Source organism: Mesorhizobium sp. P2_B5 (assembly GCF_056404775.1).
Window position 1 is genome coordinate 133810 of the sequence record NZ_JBFUDJ010000009.1, and the last position, 16144, is coordinate 149953.

The following is a 16144-nucleotide window of genomic DNA, read 5'->3' on the forward strand; positions in this document are numbered from 1 at the left end:
TCTTTACCGGCGGATGTCAGGATCCAGCCGTCATTGTGCCTTCATCGATGATGGCAGATTGTGGCAGGCGACACGGGGCGGGATCGGCAGGATGCTGGCTTGGGAGACATCGCATACGGACCGGTGGCAGGTCGGCGGCTGGAATGGTCTGCAAGCCTGCTTTGCCTTCCTCGCCTTGACGGCGGCCTTGGTACAGCCGGCAGAGGCAGGCGACCGTATCTCGCATGTGCTTGATCGCACCAGCACAGCCTCGGCCTATGCGGCCGAATCGGACCTTGTAACTGCCTACACGTCGGGCATGGCGCGCAGCCGCCTGAACCTTGCCGGGCGCACCGGTGAGACCAATCTGGCGGTCCCGCTCGAGCCATGGTCGTTGCGCGCGGAATTCAGGGCGCGGACATGGCGTGCGGCGGACGGCAGCCTGCTGCAGGGTTTTGCAGGCACTGGCAGCTTCCGGGTGACCGTCGGAAATTGCCTTGCCCGCTTTTGCGCCGCCAGCGAATGCAGCGATGTCGGTTGGCCGCTCTACAGCTGCAGCGACGGCCGCAAACGAAAGATGTCGGCCACCGACTTTGTGACGGCAAGTTTCGATGGCGTCTCCTACCGGCGGTTGAGCGCCGCCAAGGAGTAACGCTGCAGGCACTGCGAAAAATCCTCACCCCTGGTCGTGCGCCACCTGCGGCCAGCGCTGCAGGGCGGCATGACCGACTTCGGTCAGCGCATAGACCCCGCGCTCGGCCCTGGCGAACCATCCATAGACATTGTCCAAAAGGATGCTGGCCGCGCGTGGCGAAATCGTTTTCAGATCGCGCGGCCGCTTCGGGCCATCAGTCATGGCGGCGGCGCAGGCCAGCGCATCCTGCCGATAGGCGGTCATGATCGGCGCGCGCGACCCGCCGCCGACCACCGGATCGCCGCGCCGGCGCCGGTGTTCCTCCATCAGCCGCGAGCGCCGCTTCGGGTCGCGGCGCGGCAGCAGAGCGGCCGGGCTGAGCAGCAATTCGACCTCGCCCTTGCTGCTGACAGCCAGAAGCCCGAAGCCGAGCCGCCGGCAGAGCGCGCGAAAACGGCGGTCGTGCTCGCGGCCCTTGCCACGCGCCGACATGCGCGCCGCCAACCATACCTCGTCGCAGGCGGCGGCGCGATCGACGCCTTGCAGGACAAGTTCCAGGTTGAACTGCAGTTTCAATTCGCAAATGACCAGCACCGGCGGCTCGCCATCGCGCACCGCCACGATATCGCAATTGCCGATTTCGCCCTTGACCGTGAATTCCAGGCTCTCAAGAAACCGCTTCACCGGGACGTATAGGGACGTTTCCTGCATGGCGCAGGCATAGCCGATTCGGGCCGGAACGGCACAGCTCGCCGAATGGCACCGGTCTTCGAGCGCTAAACCGCCTCAAACCCAACCGTCTGCAAAAGCCCGCCGCCGGGCAGATTCTCCAGCGTGATGGTTCCGCCATAGCGTTCGACGATTTCCTTGGCGATGGCCAAGCCCAGACCGGCGCCGGGGATGGATTGCCAGCGGGCGGGGTTGACGCGGAAGAATGGTTCGAATGCCTTGTTTAGCAATTCCGGCGGGATGCCGGGGCCATGGTCGGCGATTGCCAGGACGGCGCGGCCGTCGGCAGCGGTGAGCGAAACAATGCAACCCTTGCCGTGCGTGGCGGCGTTGACGATCAGATTGCGCAAGGCCCGGCGCAGACCGAGCGCCCCTGCCCGCACCGAGACCTTGTCGAGGTGGTCGGCCGACACCTGATGTCCAAGCGATCTCATCTCGGCCGCGATGTCGCGCACCAGCCTTTCCAGGTCGACCGGTTCCACCGCGTCCTGGTTGACCTCCTCGCGCACCAGCCGGATCGCGCTATCGGCGATGCGGTCGAGCTCGTCGAGGTCGTGCAGCCATTTATCGCGGTCGTCGTCGAGGAATTCGGCGCGCAGCCGCATGCGTGTCATCGGCGTTCTAAGATCATGACCGGCGGCAGCGACCAGCCGCATGCGACTCTCCATCGCCGCCTTCAGCCGGGTGGAGAGCTGGTTCAGCGCATGCGCGGTCGCCTTGACCTCGGCCGAGCCCACTTCCGGCACCGACGCCAGCACACCGTCCGACCCGATCTTGGAGACAGCAGCCTCCAGCATTTCCAGCGGCCGGATCAACACCGACGTGAAATAGACGGACACCGCCGTGGCGCCGGCCACGATCAGCGAGATCCAGCCGGCCAGAACCAGCCATTCTCGCCTTGGCGGCTTGACGTGCGGCACCTCCATGATCGCCCAGCGGCCGTCGGGCAGTTGCACCGATGCGATTTGTCCGGGTTCGTCCGCCTTGTCGTTGACGATGGCCCGGAGGTCGAAGCCCCGGCGGCGCAGTATGTCGCTGAGCATCGCCGTTTCGGCACGGGCGACCTTGCCGCCGGCGGGATGATCGGTGAGTTGCACGTTCAGCACATCAGGGATAGTACCGGGCTGCAGCCGCACCACGAGTTCCATCTGTTGCGCAATCCAGGGCACGGTCAGTTCCGGCGGCGGCCCGCCGCCGCGCACGCTGATCACGGCGGCGGTGGCCAGGCCGACCACACCGACGATCGAAGCGACCAGCAACAAAATGAGCCGCCGGCGCAGCGAGTTCATATCTCGGCCTCCACGGCCTCGACGCGCGCGGTAAGCTGGTAGCCGCCATTGCGCACTGTCTTGAATAAGGGCCCCTCGCCGGTCTCGCCGAACTTACGGCGCAGCCGGCTCATCAAAACGTCGACCGAGCGATCAAGCGGTTCGCGCTCGCGCCCTTGTGTGAGATCGAGCAACTGGTCGCGCGACAACAGCCGGCCGGGCCGGTCGAGAAATACCTGCAACAAGTCGAATTCGGCGCCGGTGAGATCGACAAGGGCACCTTCAGCGTCGGTCACTTTGCGGATGTCGGGCTCCAGCGTGTAGCTGGCGAAGCGGTAGATGCGCGCGCGTGGTACGGCAAACTCCTCCGGCGCCACCCGCCGCAGCACGGCGCGGATGCGGGCAGAGAGTTCGCGCGGGTTGAACGGCTTGCCGATATAGTCGTCGGCGCCGAGTTCCAGGCCGATGATGCGGTCGACATCCTCTTTCAGCGCCGTCAGCAGAATGATCGGGATATGCGGTTTGCGGTCGCGCAACCCCCGGCAGATATCGAGCCCCGAGCCATCGGGCAGCATGACGTCGAGCACGATCAGGTCGAACTGGCCGGCGCCGAGCTTCTGCTCGCATTCGCGCCGGTCCGCCGCCATCGACACGCGGAAGCCCTGGCCGTCGAGGTAGCGCCCGAGAAGCGTCCTGATCTCGCGGTCGTCGTCGACGACGAGGATATGGGGTTGCGATTGCATTGCCTGCGACATGCCCTTTGCCGGTTTACCTCGCCGATTATAGGCAAGCCGCCGGCGCACAGCAGATAAAATTGCAACCGAATGTTGCCAGCAATCCGCCAGAAACATTCCGAAACAAATCTCCCTTTGCTGGAAACCTTCGGCAACACACCGAAGCAAAGCGGAAAAAAAGGCCCTCTATCCTGCTGCCATCCGATGCATGTGGAAAAGGATTACGTCATGCAAAGCAGACTTCTGGCGCTCGGCCTGTTCTCCGCAGTCGCCATTCATCCCGCCCTTGCGCAGCACGTCGATTTTGTCGCGCCGCCCGGCGAGCCACCGCAAATTTTAGCGTTGCAGGACGACCCGGACCAAGGTCCCCCGGATCAAGGTCCCTGGCCGCACCGGCCGGCATGGCACGGACCGGAGGGCTTCGATCCGCATCGCATGGGTCCGCCGCCGCAATTCAGGCTCGCAGCTCGACTTGCCGCGCTTGAAACCCGCATCGGTGTGCGCAGCGAACAGCTCGATGCCTGGCGCGACTACACCAGCGCGCTGCAGGCGGTGCTGGCGCCGCCCGGTCCCGATCATGGCCCCGGTGGTTCCGGCAATCGTGGTCCTGGAGCCGCGGATGGCTCCGGTGGCAAAGCCGACCAACGTCCCCGCGATCCCTTCGCCTTCCAGGAAAGGCTGGCCGACGATGTTACTGAGCGCGCGGTCGCAGCCACCAAGTTGAAGGACGCCATCGCAGCCCTTCGCACCAAACTGACGCCCGAACAGCTCGAAATCCTTGCCTCGGCGGAACCTCATGGACCACCCCCCGGTCCCTGGGGACATCCGCCGGACGCAGCCGGTCCAGGAGGTCTGCCTGGCCATGACAGACACGCTCCCAATGCCCTACCCCGGACTGACGAGCAACTCTGACCGGCTGCGCCGGCCGGCCCGCTGACACCCGGTCTCGGGCCGGCCGGTTCTCTCCCGTGGAGCAATTCCAGGAAAAGTGTGAAGCGGTTTTCCCGGGAAAAGCGCACAGCGCTTTCCCTTGGGAATTGCGTAAAAAACTATGTCGCCGGTTCCGGCCGCCATCAAGCAACGAAAGCACGACAATGTGGGAAGCCCTGATGATGCTGCGGCTGATCGCGGCGTATGGCCCAGCCGGCTCGACCGGCCATGGCGCGCGAGCCGTGCAGACGGCCCTGCCGGCGGACACGCTCAAGGGCACGATCCGGCTAAGCTTCGCCGCCTGGCGCCTGTCGCTGCCGTTTTCGACGCCGTCGAGCGCCGCCCTTGATGACAAGAAAATTGCGTAAGGGCCGCCCATTGCCGATCAAGGGCAAGGCGCTTGGCGAAACGCTGTCTATTGCCCTATTGATGGCACTGGGCATCGCGGCCAAGACTTCATTCTGCCAAAGACTTCATTCTTCTTGTCGAATACGCACTGGCCGCCGAGAAGGAGCGCAAGACGAGCCGCTTCGAGGCAATGCTCGACGCCGCGCGCAAGCGGGCGCAGCCGATTGCATAACCTTCCGATTGCCATGACCTTCGACCGCAACCCCAGCGAAAGATGATCGACGCCATGCCGTTCCCGTCCAGCCAGTTCTTTTTGCCGTCGCGTCGGTCCGCGTCCTGGGTCGCGCTTTGCGCCACGCTCTTTCTCGCAGCCTGCTCGCAGGAGGGAGCCCAGGCTCCGGCAGGCATGGGCGCTGCCGGCCGGCCCGAGGTCGGTGTCGTCACCCTGCATCCGCAGTCGGTGGCCATCACCGCCGAACTGTCGGGACGCACCAGCGCCTCGCTGACCGCCGATGTCCGCCCGCAGGTGAACGGCATTATCCAGGCCCGGCTTTTCCAGGAGGGCAGCGAGGTCGTGGTCGGCCAGCCGCTCTATCTCATCAACCCCGCGAGCTACCAGGCAGCCCTGGATAGCGCGAAAGCTTCGCAGCAGAAGGCTGAATCAGCAGTGCCGACCGCACAGGCCAAGTTCGACCGCTATGCCGGCCTGCTGGCGCAGAAGGTGGTCTCGCAGCAGGACTACGACGATGCCGCCGCGACGCTGGCGCAGGCACAGGCGGATGTAGCGTCGGCCAAGGCAAGTGTCGAAGCCGCGCGCATCAATCTTGACTACACCAAGATCACCGCGCCGATCGCCGGCCGCATCGACAAGTCGTCACTGACGCCGGGAGCGTTGGTCACCGCCAACCAGGACACCGTGCTCACCACCATCCGCGCGCTCGATCCGATCAACGTCGATGTCACGCAATCAAGCACCAACCTGCTCAATCTGCGCCAGGCCATCAATGAAGGCCGGCTGAAGTTCAGTGGCCCCAACGTCAGCGTCAAGCTGAAGCTCGACAACGGCACCGTCTATACGCAGACCGGCAAGATGGAATTCGCCGGCGCCAATGTCGACCAGTCCACCGGCACTTTTGCGCTGCGGGCTCAGTTCCCCAACCCGGATCGCCTGCTTTTGCCCGGCATGTATGTGCGCGCGCTGGTCGAAGAAGGCGTCGCCCAGAACAGTTTCCTGGTGCCGCAGCGCGCCGTCAGCCGCAATACCAAGGGTGAAGCGACCGCCATGGTCATCAATGCTGCCGGCAAGGTCGAGCAGCGTGTGCTCGCCGTGCGCAACACCGTCGGCAACAGCTGGCTGGTGGATTCCGGTGTGGGCGACGGCGACCGCGTCATCGTCGAGGGCGTGCAACTGGTGCGCCCGGGCGGTGATGCGACCGGCGTCGAGGTGACGATCGACGAGGCAACCGGCGAGGTCAAGGACCGCGCGCAGACCTCCTCGGCCGTACCTGCGACCTCCGAGGTGGCCGCCAACGCCCAGAAGACCGGGAACTGAGCCGATGTCCGCATTCTTCATCAACCGGCCGATATTCGCCTGGGTGATCGCCATCGTGATCATGCTGGGCGGCCTGCTCGCCCTCACCACGCTGCCGATCTCGCAGTACCCGCAGATCGCGCCGACCACGGTCAATATCAGCGCCACCTATCCCGGCGCTGACGCCCAGACAGTGGAAAACTCGGTAACCAAGGTCATCGAGCAAGGCATGACCGGCATCGACAATCTCGACTATATGACGGCGACGTCGACCTCGACCGGTGCGGCCTCGATCACGCTGACCTTCACCACCGCGGCCGATCCCGATACCGCGCAGGTGCAGACGCAGAACAAGCTGCAGCTGGTGCAGTCGCAGCTGCCTCAAGTGGTGCAGAGCAACGGCATCACTGTCTCCAAATCCTCGACCGGCTTCCTGATGGTCATCGGCTTCGTCTCCAGCGACGGCAAGATGAACTCGACCGATCTCGCCGACTATGTCGACTCCACCATCAACGACACGCTGAAGCGTGTCGCGGGTGTCGGCTCGACGCAGCTTTTCGGGTCCGGCTATGCCATGCGCATCTGGCTCGACCCCGACCAGCTCGCCAAATACGCCCTGATGCCAAGCGACGTGGCCGCCGCGATCGAGGCGCAGAACACGCAGGTGTCGGCCGGCCAGCTCGGCGGCCTGCCGCAACGCAAGGGCCAGCAGCTCAATGCAACGGTAACCGCCAAGAGCCGGCTGCAGACCGCCGAACAGTTCCGCAACATCATCCTGAAGAGCCAGACCGACGGCTCGCTGGTTCGCCTCAACGATGTCGCCACCGTCGCGCTCGGCGCCGAAAGCTATACGACGCAAGCCAATTACAACGGCAAGCCGGCAGCCGGCGTCGCCATCAATCTGGCGACCGGGGCCAACGCCATCAGCACGGCGGAAGCGGTGCGTTCGACGATCAACCGGCTGAGCTCGACCTTCCCGCAAGGCGTCGAGGTCGTCTACCCCTACGACACCTCGCCCTTCGTCCGGCTGTCGATCGAGGAGGTGGTCAAGACGCTGTTCGAGGCGATCGTGCTGGTCTTCCTGGTGATGTTCGTCTTCCTGCAGAATTTGCGCGCCACGATCATCCCGACCATCGCCGTGCCGGTTGTGTTGCTCGGCACGTTCGGCGTGCTGTCCTTCTTCGGCTATTCGATCAACACCCTGACCATGTTCGCCATGGTGCTGGCCATCGGCCTGCTCGTCGACGACGCTATCGTCGTGGTCGAGAATGTCGAGCGCGTCATGCAGGAGGAAGACCTGTCGCCGAAAGAGGCGACGCGCAAATCGATGAACGAGATCACCGGCGCGCTGGTCGGCATCGCCACCGTGCTCTCGGCGGTGTTCGTGCCGATGGCTTTCTTCGGCGGCTCGACCGGCATCATCTACCGGCAGTTCTCGGTGACCATCGTCTCGGCGATGATCTTGTCCGTACTGGTCGCACTTGTGCTGACGCCGGCACTCTGCGCCACCATCCTGCGGCGGCCCAAGGACCATGCGACACAGACCGGTCCGTTCGGCTGGTTCAACCGCGTCTTCGACCGCGGCACGACGGCCTATCGTGACGGCTCGCACGGCATCATCAACCGCTCCTGGCGTTTCCTCGCCGTCTTCCTCGCCATCGTCATCGCCATGGGCTGGATGTTTGCCCGGCTGCCGAGCTCCTTCCTGCCGGAAGAGGACCAGGGCATCCTGATCACCAGCGTGCAATTGCCGGTCGGCGCGACGCAGGACCGCACGGAGCGCGTGCTGAAGCAGGTCACGGACCACTATCTCAACGACGAAAAGGACGCGGTCGCAGGGGTGTTCACCGCTTCCGGCTTCGGTTTTGGCGGCGCCGGGCAGAATGTCGGCATTGCTTTCGTGCCGCTGAAGGAGTTCAGCCAGCGCTCATCGCCGGCCTTGTCGGCGCAAGCGGTCGCCGGCCGCGCCATGGGCGCCTTCCGCAAGATCAGGGACGCGCAGGTCTTTGCGCTGGCGCCGCCCGCGATCCAGGGTTTTGGCAACACCAACGGCTTCGACTTCTACCTGCAGGACGTCAACGGCGCCGGCCATGATGCCCTGATCCAGACGCGAAACCAGCTTCTTGGTCTTGCCGCACAGAGCAAGCTGCTCACCGCCACGAGGCCCAACGGCCAGGAAGACCAGCCGCAATTCTCGGTCGACATCGACCAGGAGAAAGCCAGCGCGCTTGGCGTCAACCTCGCCGACATCAACAACACGCTGTCGGCCGCCTGGGGCAGCGACTACGTCAACGACTTCATCGATCGCGGACGGGTCAAGCCGGTCTATTTGCAGTCGGACCCGAACTTTCGCATGCAGCCTGAAGATCTGGACAAATGGCAGGTCCGCAATTCCGGCGGCGCCATGGTGCCGTTCTCCTCCTTCGCCTCCAGCCACTGGACATTCGGTTCGCCTCGGCTCGAACGCTACAATGGCTCGGCCGCGGTCGAGATCCAGGGCGCCGCGGCCGCAGGTATCAGCTCGGGCGCCGCCATGGACGAGATCGATAAACTCGTGGCGCAGCTGCCGCCCGGCTACTCCCATGAATGGACCGGGTTGTCGCACCAGGAGCGGCTTTCCGGCAACCAGGCGCTGTCGCTCTATGCGATCTCGGCACTGGTCGTGTTCCTGTGCCTGGCAGCACTCTATGAGAGCTGGTCGATACCATTCGCGGTCATGCTGTCGGTGCCGATCGGCATCTTCGGCGCGCTGCTTGCCGCAAGCCTGTTCGGCCAGACCAACGACGTCTATTTCAAGGTCGGCCTGCTGACCACGATCGGCCTTGCCGCCAAGAACGCCATCCTCATCGTCGAGTTCGCCATCGAGCGGCAGACGGCCGGCATGGGCCTCGTCGAGGCGACGCTGGAGGCAGCGCGACAACGATCGCGGCCGATCCTGATGACATCGCTGGCTTTCATCCTCGGCGTCACGCCGCTGGCTATCGCCAACGGCGCCGGCTCAGGCGCGCAGAACTCCGTCGGCATCGGCGTCATGGGCGGCATGATCGCGGCGACGGTGATCGGCGTGTTCCTGGTGCCGCTGCTGTTCGTCACGGTGCGGCGCATCTTTAAGGGCAAGGCCGCGAAACAAGACACGGGCGAGACGCCAGCAGCAGCCAACCAGCAATAAGGGTATTTCGTATGACAGGTTTTGAACGTGGCCGTCCGGCCGCGAGGCGGACGCTTTTGCCTATGCTTGCCGTTGTCCTGCTTTCGGGCTGCGTCGTCGGCCCGGACTACGAGAAGCCGCTTCTGGCAATGCCGGCAGGCTGGAGCGATCAGAAGACGGCTTCAATAGCTAGGCCGCCGCAACTGTCGCAATGGTGGCAGCGCCTACGCGATCCGCAACTGAACACACTCATCGACGAGGCGGTTGCCGGCAATCTGGACGTCGCCACCGCCAAGGCCAAGATTCGCCAGGCGCGCGCCAGCTACCGCCAGAGCGCCGGAGCCTTGTTCCCCACGGCCGACGGTTCCGGCTCGGCCACCCGCAGCAAGACCGCCGCAACCACGGAAGGCGGGAGCGCCGGCGATGCCTACAGCTATTACCAGGCCGGCTTCGACGCCAGCTGGGAGCTCGACCTGTTCGGCGCCAACCGCAGGGGCGTCGAAGCCGCGCGCTATGGCGTGGACACTTCCGAGCAGGAGCTGCGCTCGACGCTGCTGACCCTGGTCGGCGACGTCGCCTCCTATTATGCGCAGGCCCGCGGCTACCAGGCACGCATCCAGCTGGCACGGCGCACCGCTGCATCGCAGCAGCAGACCGCCGCACTCACCCGCACCATGCTGCTGGCCGGAACGGCGACGGCTGCCGATGTCGCCAAAGCCCAGGGACAGGCAAGCGCCACCGCGGCCGATGTTCCCTCGCTCGAGGCCAGTTACGCCCAAGCCGTACACCGGCTTTCCGTGCTCACCGGCCGCCCGCCGGCGGCGCTGAACGAGCGGCTGAAGCGCGGCGCGCCGATCCCGACGCCGCGCCTGCCGCTGCCGATCGGTATTCCGGCAGACATCCTGCTGACCCGGCCGGACGTGCGCATGGCCGAGCGGCAATATGCCCAATACACCGCCAAGGTCGGCGAGGCCGAGGCGGCCCGCTATCCCGCAGTCAGCCTGACCGGCAACATCGACACCTCGGCTTTCAGGGTCGGCGACCTCGGCAAGAATTCCACCATCGGCTGGTCGTTCGGCCCGACGCTCAGCGTGCCGATCTTCAATGCCGGGCAGCTGAAGGCGGCGGCCGACGTCGCCAGGGCCGAGCGCGATCAGTATTTCATCGCCTACAAGACGTCCGTGCTGTCGGCGCTCGAAGATGTCGAAAACGCCATCGTCGCGCTGCACCAGGAGCGCATCAGGAACAGCAAGCTTGCGGCTTCGGTGAAATCCTATGGCGAGGCGGCAAATCTCGAGCGCACGCTGTTCAAATCAGGGGAAGCCGGCCTTCTCGACGTGCTGGACGCCGAGCGTTCGCTCTATTCGGCCGAGGACGATCTGCTGCAAAGCCGCATCGCCATCGCCACCGACTATGTCGCGCTCAACAAGGCGCTCGGCGGTGGCTGGGACGGCACGATCGACAGCACCAAGCCCGAGATCGTCGACGCCAAGACCGGTCCACGGCTGGCGTCGTCGGTGCCCGCCACGCAGTGATGAGCGTGTCAGTGTGCTTCTACTTAGAGCCGGGTGCGCGTCTGGCGCTGCCCCGGTGCGGCATCATTCGCCTTGAAATGCATCTCGTCCTGGACGGCGGCAAAAAACCGGCGGACATCGTTGGCGGCCGAAGCCGCGTCGCTGCCGGCGGCGATCGCCTTGTCGAGGAGTTCGCGCGCCGTGGCCTTCCAGAAGGAATTGGCCGTGTCGCCATGCAGCCTGCCCAGCCTGGCCGCCACCTCGCGCACCAGCATGGTCTGCCGGTCTAGCGGAAAGGCGCGCACATTTGCTGAGGACATATTCTGCACCATGACACTGACGCAACGAATCAGACGCTGCCCTATGGCGTCATGCCTAGCTGTGAAGTCGGAAACGGAACCTTAACGGCGCGGAGTCCGCGTCGATCCGAGCGAGTCGGGTGGTCAGCCTCCGGATCCAAAAAGGCTTTAGATCCGCAGGCCCCTCGCCTCGCCGCCGCCGCGCTTGGCCGTAATCATCATGTCCCTGGCCAGCAGGCCGCTGACCCGGCAGAACGCCATGAACGCACGGCAGGCGTCCTCGGTCTTGACGACATCCACCGTGGCGCCAAAGCAAGCGTTGAACGCCGCCTCATAGACCTTGCCCTGTCGCTTCTTTGGCCACTCATGCAGGACATCCAGCGCCTGTTCGACGCTGTAAATCTCCTCTACCGGCAGCCCGGGCGCGGGCGCGATGCGCACCGGCACCTCGAATTGCAATCTGTCCATTTCCAAGTCTCCCGAACTGGTGTCGCCACAACGCCGTTCGTCGTCAAAAGTTGCTTGGACCTGATGTCGCGCAAGAATGTGTCGTCACTGGGGTCGCCGCGTCCGCGCGTTTAAAGCGCGCACAGGCGCGCACTTTAACGCTTTGTTTTTAAGCAATTCCCGATGGAAACCGCTGCACTCGTTCCTGGAATTTGTTGCTATTGGTTGCCGGATCGGTCTCGGCCTCATAGACCATGCGCACGGCTATGAAGAGCACATAGGCCAATGGCAGAGCAAAGATGGTGGCAAGAACCAGTGCGGCGGCTCCCGCTATGCCGAGCGTCTCGGCGATCGCCCAATAGACCGTGCCGATGCAGATGAGCACCTGCACCGAAAGAAACAAGGCGGCCGACCAGCCGCAGGCGCCGCCCTCCGTTTAGCAGCAGCAACGCAATCAGGCCCGAGCAGGTCGCCCTGATCGGCGTCATGACTGGTTTTGCGCGCTTGAACGCGATGGGACGGCAAGATCTCATGATATTTCCACCGGCCTAGCCGACCGAGCCCTAAAAGGGGAGGTTCGTGCGGGCGGGACAAGGCATAGGACAGCGTCGCAATGCATGAATATCGCTGGCGCGAGCCCCTCGCCGGCAGTTCTTCCTTGAACCTTGCGGCTTCCAGTGCCAAATCTGGGAGGATTTTCGAACGGGCTGATATGCATCGCCCGCTTACAGACAAAACGGACACTATGGTCACCTATCTCGACGCCGCCACGGCACCCCTCAGAAACACCGGCCAGATCCGCCTCTACGGCGAGGAAGGCTTTGCGGGAATGCGCAAGGCCTGCGATCTCACCGCGCGCTGCCTCGATGAGCTGGTTCCGATGGTCCAGCCGGGCGTCACCACCGAGACCATCGACCGTTTCGTCTTCGAATACGGCATGGACCATGGCGCGCTGCCGGCGACGCTCAACTATCGCGGCTACACCAAATCGTCCTGCACCTCGATCAATCATGTCGTCTGCCACGGCATTCCCGACAACAAGCCGTTGAAGGATGGCGACATCGTCAACATCGATGTCACCTACATACTCGATGGCTGGCACGGCGATTCCTCGCGCATGTATCCGGTCGGCACCATCAAGCGCGCCGCCGAGCGTCTGCTCGAAGTCACCCATGAATGCCTGATGCGCGGCATCGCGGCGGTCCGGCCCGGCGCCCGCACCGGCGCCATCGGCGCTGCCATCCAGACCTATGCCGAAGCCGAGCGCTGCTCGGTGGTGCGCGATTTCTGCGGCCACGGCGTCGGCCAGCTGTTTCATGACGCGCCCAACATCCTGCACTACGGCACGTCAAGCGAAGGCGTCGAGATGCGGCCGGGCATGATCTTCACCATCGAGCCGATGATCAATCTTGGCCGCCCGCATGTGAAAGTGCTGTCGGACGGCTGGACGGCGGTGACGCGCGACCGCTCGCTGTCGGCGCAGTACGAACACACGATCGGCGTTACCGACACGGGCTGCGAGATTTTCACGCTGTCGCCAAACAAGCTCGACCGCCCCGGCCTGCCGGCCTGAGCGGTCGATATTTGTCGCGGCCGGTTGACGGTGCTCCAGGCATAAAAGGCGAAAGCCCCCGATGCTGTCAGCATTTCAGGTGAAGGTGGCTGCATGCATTAAGTGGTGTTAAGTTTTGTTGCGCAATCGTGGCTGCATCTTGCCGCCTCCACTATCTGCGCGACGAACTGTTCCAATCCACGCCAGAAAAGCCCTAATGTCTGCGTCGAAGGGATGTGGGCTGGATATGGCGAACAACGGCAATGACGATGAACGGGGGTTCTTCTCCGAGCGGTGGATTGAACCGCCGGCGAAGCACAAGGCGCAAAAAGACAAATCGGATGAGAAGCCGCACTATCACGGCCATCGCGATCGCTTGCGCGAGCGCTTCGTTGCCGGCGGTCCCGACGCCCTGCCCGACTACGAGCTTCTCGAACTGCTGCTGTTTCGCCTGATCCCGCGTGTCGACACCAAGCCGATCGCCAAGGCCCTTTTGGCGCGTTTCGGCACATTCGGCGAAGTGCTCGGCGCGCCGGTGGCGCTGCTGCAGGAGGTCAAGGGCATTGGCCCCGCCGTGGCCGTCGACCTGAAGGTGATTGCCGCAGCCGCGCAACGCATGGCGCGCACGGAAGTCCGCGACCGCGAGGTGCTGTCCAACTGGACGCAGCTTCTTGCCTATTGCCGCTCGGCCATGGCGTTCGAGAACCGCGAACAGTTCCGCATCCTCTTCCTCGACAAGAAGAACGTTCTGATCGCCGACGAGGTGCAGCAGGTCGGCACCGTCGACCACACGCCGGTCTATCCGCGCGAAGTGATCAAGCGCGCGCTGGAACTGTCGGCCAGCGCCGTCATCCTGGTGCACAACCATCCCACTCGCCTCTTTTTGATCACGCACAATCACGCTATAGCACATTGATACATATCGCTTTTTCGACTTGTCGCACAGTCGGATATCGTGGCATATTGGGGTCGGTTTTAGGGGGATCGAAGGCCCGTTTGGACCCAACCACAGACCCCTACTACCCGTCAGCCGATCCCACTCGAAAGCCTACGGGAGACCCCAGTGCCAAGCCTTACCGATGGAGAGATTCGCCGCGCTTTGAAGCAGGTCGAGGAGACCGGAAAGCAGCAGAACCTTGTCGATGGTGAGGGTCACGGAACAGGCCGCCTCGTTCTCGTGATAAAGCCAATGCCGACCCGAGTAACGGCGGACTGGATGGCCCAGCAATGGCGAGACCAAAAGCGTCTCAAAAAAAAGTTCGGCTCGTATCCGTCAATGGGCCTCAGCCAGGCTCGCGAGATTTTCAGACGCGATTTCGCCGACATGATCCAGAAGGGACGCAGCATCAAGATTGCAGGCGACATGCGACCCGGCACGGTCGCCGATCTGTTTGAGGCTTACGTCGCGTCGCTCAAAGCAGATGGAAAACCGTCCTGGAAGGAAGCCGAAAAGGGGTTGAACAAGATCGCCGATTCGCTCGGTCGCAACCGCCCTGCCCGTGACATCGAGCCCGATGAGATCAGGGACATCATTCGACCGATTTATCAGCGAGGCAAACGGTCTATGGCCGATCATGTTCGCAGCTATATTCGATCGGCCTACAGTTGGGGGCTGAAATCCGAGCACGACTACCGCTCGACCTCTGTCCGTCGCTTTCGTCTCATCTACAATCCGGCTGCTGGTATTCCGACAGAACCAAAAAACGTTGGAACGCGTTGGTTGGACGAAGAGGAATTTGTCCGTCTCTATCGCTGGCTCGAATATCCCGATGCGCCGGTACATCCCCCTTACACGCGTGCAGTAAGAATTCTTATGCTGACCGGCCAACGCGTCGAGGAGATTGCTCGGCTACACGTCGATCAATGGGATGCCGCTGAGTGCATCATCGACTGGTCCAAGACCAAGAATGGAAAGCCTCACGCCATCCCCGTGCCCAACATCGCGGCCGAGCTTATCGGGTCGATCAAGCCGAATGAATTTGGTTGGTTTTTCCCATCAGCAACCGACCCGTCCAAGCCTGTCAGTCATGGAACGCTCTATTCATTCATGTGGCGACAGCGCGATCGCGAGGTCATTCCCGTCGTTACAAACCGCGATCTCCGGCGAACCTGGAAGACGCTTGCCGGCAAGGCAGGTCTCTCGAAAGAGATCCGAGACCGATTGCAGAACCACACTCTGCAGGACGTCAGTTCCAAGAGCTACGATCGCTGGAATTACATGCCGGAAAAGCGTGCTGCCATAGCCCGGTGGGACAAGTTTGTCCGCGAGCTCGTGACGAAGAAGAAGCGTAAAGTCGCCCTTAAGGAAGCTGCATGAGCTAGCGACTGCTTTTTTGGCGTTTGAGACGGGACAGGGCCGACTTGATTTCTAAAATTCAGCCGGTTTTTCAGCCGGATTTGGAAGAACGGATGTTTCCGCGAACGATTTCGCAGTTTGGCGTATATGTTCCGCAGCCTGTTCCGCCTCGACAGAGTCTACGAGTTGGGCTGCTTGCTGTAGATGCCTCGTTATATCAGCGCGAGTGGTGAAGCGGTCCAACTCGCACGGCTGCAAATCGCCCGCGATAGCTTTCAGATCGCGCAATACGGAAGCGATGTGTGGCCAAGGGAAATCGGTTGGATCGCCGATGTCACGGTCCGCTCCGACGATCACCTCCAACTTGGCCAAGATGCCAGCTAACGACAGAGCTGGAACCTCTGGAAGCGCATCTTGAAGTTTGAGCGCTTCGGTCATGGCTAAGACTTCGGCCTCCCGAGCAACAGCGTACTGAACGCCGTCCGGTGCGATCACTGGCATGGGCTGCTTTTTCATTTCGCCTCTGGTCAATGCCTGAATTCCGGTATTGCAGATAATTCTGGTCTCCAACCGCTGCTGGACCCTGCAAAGCACCAGAGACGTATGTTGGGCACGATGCCATGCGGCCCACAGGGCGAGTGCTGGGTCATGTTTTATTGCCGCTGATGGCGCCATCTTGGATTCCTCCAATTCGACATGGCTGGGTCGTATCTGAATTTAAGATAACTGGAAATC

At 63.1% G+C, this 16144-nt stretch carries 16 protein-coding genes; 9 read left to right on the forward strand and 7 right to left on the reverse strand.

Annotated features, from left to right (window positions below; all coding sequences use genetic code 11):
* Positions 1-91 precede the first annotated feature (91 nt).
* Entirely contained in the window at positions 92-631 is a 540-nt protein-coding gene (locus tag AC1D1N_RS24760; protein WP_477351636.1) for a hypothetical protein, read from the forward strand.
* Between the two features lie 24 nt (positions 632-655).
* Here the strand turns inward: AC1D1N_RS24760 and AC1D1N_RS24765 are convergent, their stop codons facing one another.
* From AC1D1N_RS24765 to AC1D1N_RS24775, 3 genes are all read right to left on the reverse strand, one after another.
* Positions 656-1324 carry a DUF2161 domain-containing phosphodiesterase gene (locus tag AC1D1N_RS24765; protein WP_477351638.1) on the reverse strand — a complete coding sequence of 223 codons (669 nt, stop codon included), beginning with the start codon at positions 1322-1324 and terminating at the stop codon, positions 656-658.
* A 65-nt stretch (positions 1325-1389) separates the two neighbouring features.
* Positions 1390-2631, reverse strand: a complete 1242-nt coding sequence (locus AC1D1N_RS24770) for an ATP-binding protein (protein ID WP_477351640.1) — start codon at positions 2629-2631, stop codon at positions 1390-1392.
* On the reverse strand, positions 2628-3353 hold the full coding sequence (locus AC1D1N_RS24775) for a response regulator (RefSeq protein ID WP_436262002.1): 726 nt from the start codon (positions 3351-3353) through the stop codon (positions 2628-2630). The genes AC1D1N_RS24770 and AC1D1N_RS24775 overlap by 4 nt, the downstream gene beginning before the upstream one ends.
* Before the next feature lie 126 nt (positions 3354-3479).
* Between AC1D1N_RS24775 and AC1D1N_RS24780 the strand changes: the two genes are divergently transcribed.
* From AC1D1N_RS24780 to AC1D1N_RS24800, 5 genes are all read left to right on the forward strand, one after another.
* The gene (locus AC1D1N_RS24780) at positions 3480-4256 is read left to right on the forward strand and encodes a hypothetical protein (protein WP_477351641.1); all 777 of its coding nucleotides are present in this window, start codon (positions 3480-3482) and stop codon (positions 4254-4256) included.
* 197 nt (positions 4257-4453) lie between these two features.
* Positions 4454-4642 carry a hypothetical protein gene (locus tag AC1D1N_RS24785; RefSeq protein ID WP_436260215.1) on the forward strand — a complete coding sequence of 63 codons (189 nt, stop codon included), beginning with the start codon at positions 4454-4456 and terminating at the stop codon, positions 4640-4642.
* A 254-nt stretch (positions 4643-4896) separates the two neighbouring features.
* Entirely contained in the window at positions 4897-6174 is a 1278-nt protein-coding gene (locus AC1D1N_RS24790; RefSeq protein WP_477351643.1) for an efflux RND transporter periplasmic adaptor subunit, read from the forward strand.
* 4 nt (positions 6175-6178) lie between these two features.
* Positions 6179-9322, forward strand: a complete 3144-nt coding sequence (locus AC1D1N_RS24795) for an efflux RND transporter permease subunit (RefSeq protein WP_477351645.1) — start codon at positions 6179-6181, stop codon at positions 9320-9322.
* An 11-nt stretch (positions 9323-9333) separates the two neighbouring features.
* Complete coding sequence (locus AC1D1N_RS24800) at positions 9334-10836, forward strand: efflux transporter outer membrane subunit (RefSeq protein ID WP_477351647.1); 1503 nt, start codon at positions 9334-9336, stop codon at positions 10834-10836.
* A 23-nt stretch (positions 10837-10859) separates the two neighbouring features.
* Here the strand turns inward: AC1D1N_RS24800 and AC1D1N_RS24805 are convergent, their stop codons facing one another.
* From AC1D1N_RS24805 to AC1D1N_RS24815, 3 genes are all read right to left on the reverse strand, one after another.
* Positions 10860-11135: a DUF6074 family protein gene (locus AC1D1N_RS24805; RefSeq protein WP_112564854.1), complete on the reverse strand. Its 276-nt coding sequence runs from the start codon at positions 11133-11135 to the stop codon at positions 10860-10862.
* A 147-nt stretch (positions 11136-11282) separates the two neighbouring features.
* On the reverse strand, positions 11283-11582 hold the full coding sequence (locus AC1D1N_RS24810; protein ID WP_112564705.1) for a DUF982 domain-containing protein: 300 nt from the start codon (positions 11580-11582) through the stop codon (positions 11283-11285).
* Positions 11583-11730: 148 nt separating this feature from the next.
* Positions 11731-11964 (reverse strand): hypothetical protein, encoded by a 234-nt coding sequence (locus AC1D1N_RS24815; RefSeq protein ID WP_477351650.1) that lies wholly within the window; start codon positions 11962-11964, stop codon positions 11731-11733.
* Positions 11965-12306: 342 nt separating this feature from the next.
* Between AC1D1N_RS24815 and map the strand changes: the two genes are divergently transcribed.
* The 3 genes from map (at position 12307) to AC1D1N_RS24830 (ending at position 15430) form a co-directional block, all read left to right on the forward strand.
* Positions 12307-13134: a type I methionyl aminopeptidase gene (gene map, locus AC1D1N_RS24820; RefSeq protein ID WP_112564709.1), complete on the forward strand. Its 828-nt coding sequence runs from the start codon at positions 12307-12309 to the stop codon at positions 13132-13134.
* Positions 13135-13360: 226 nt separating this feature from the next.
* On the forward strand, positions 13361-14029 hold the full coding sequence (locus AC1D1N_RS24825; protein ID WP_436260220.1) for a JAB domain-containing protein: 669 nt from the start codon (positions 13361-13363) through the stop codon (positions 14027-14029).
* Positions 14030-14176: 147 nt separating this feature from the next.
* Positions 14177-15430: a tyrosine-type recombinase/integrase gene (locus AC1D1N_RS24830; RefSeq protein WP_436260221.1), complete on the forward strand. Its 1254-nt coding sequence runs from the start codon at positions 14177-14179 to the stop codon at positions 15428-15430.
* A 51-nt stretch (positions 15431-15481) separates the two neighbouring features.
* On the opposite strand, the gene AC1D1N_RS24835 is transcribed toward AC1D1N_RS24830, so the two are convergent.
* The gene (locus tag AC1D1N_RS24835; RefSeq protein ID WP_436260222.1) at positions 15482-16084 is read right to left on the reverse strand and encodes a hypothetical protein; all 603 of its coding nucleotides are present in this window, start codon (positions 16082-16084) and stop codon (positions 15482-15484) included.
* Positions 16085-16144: the final 60 nt, after the last annotated feature.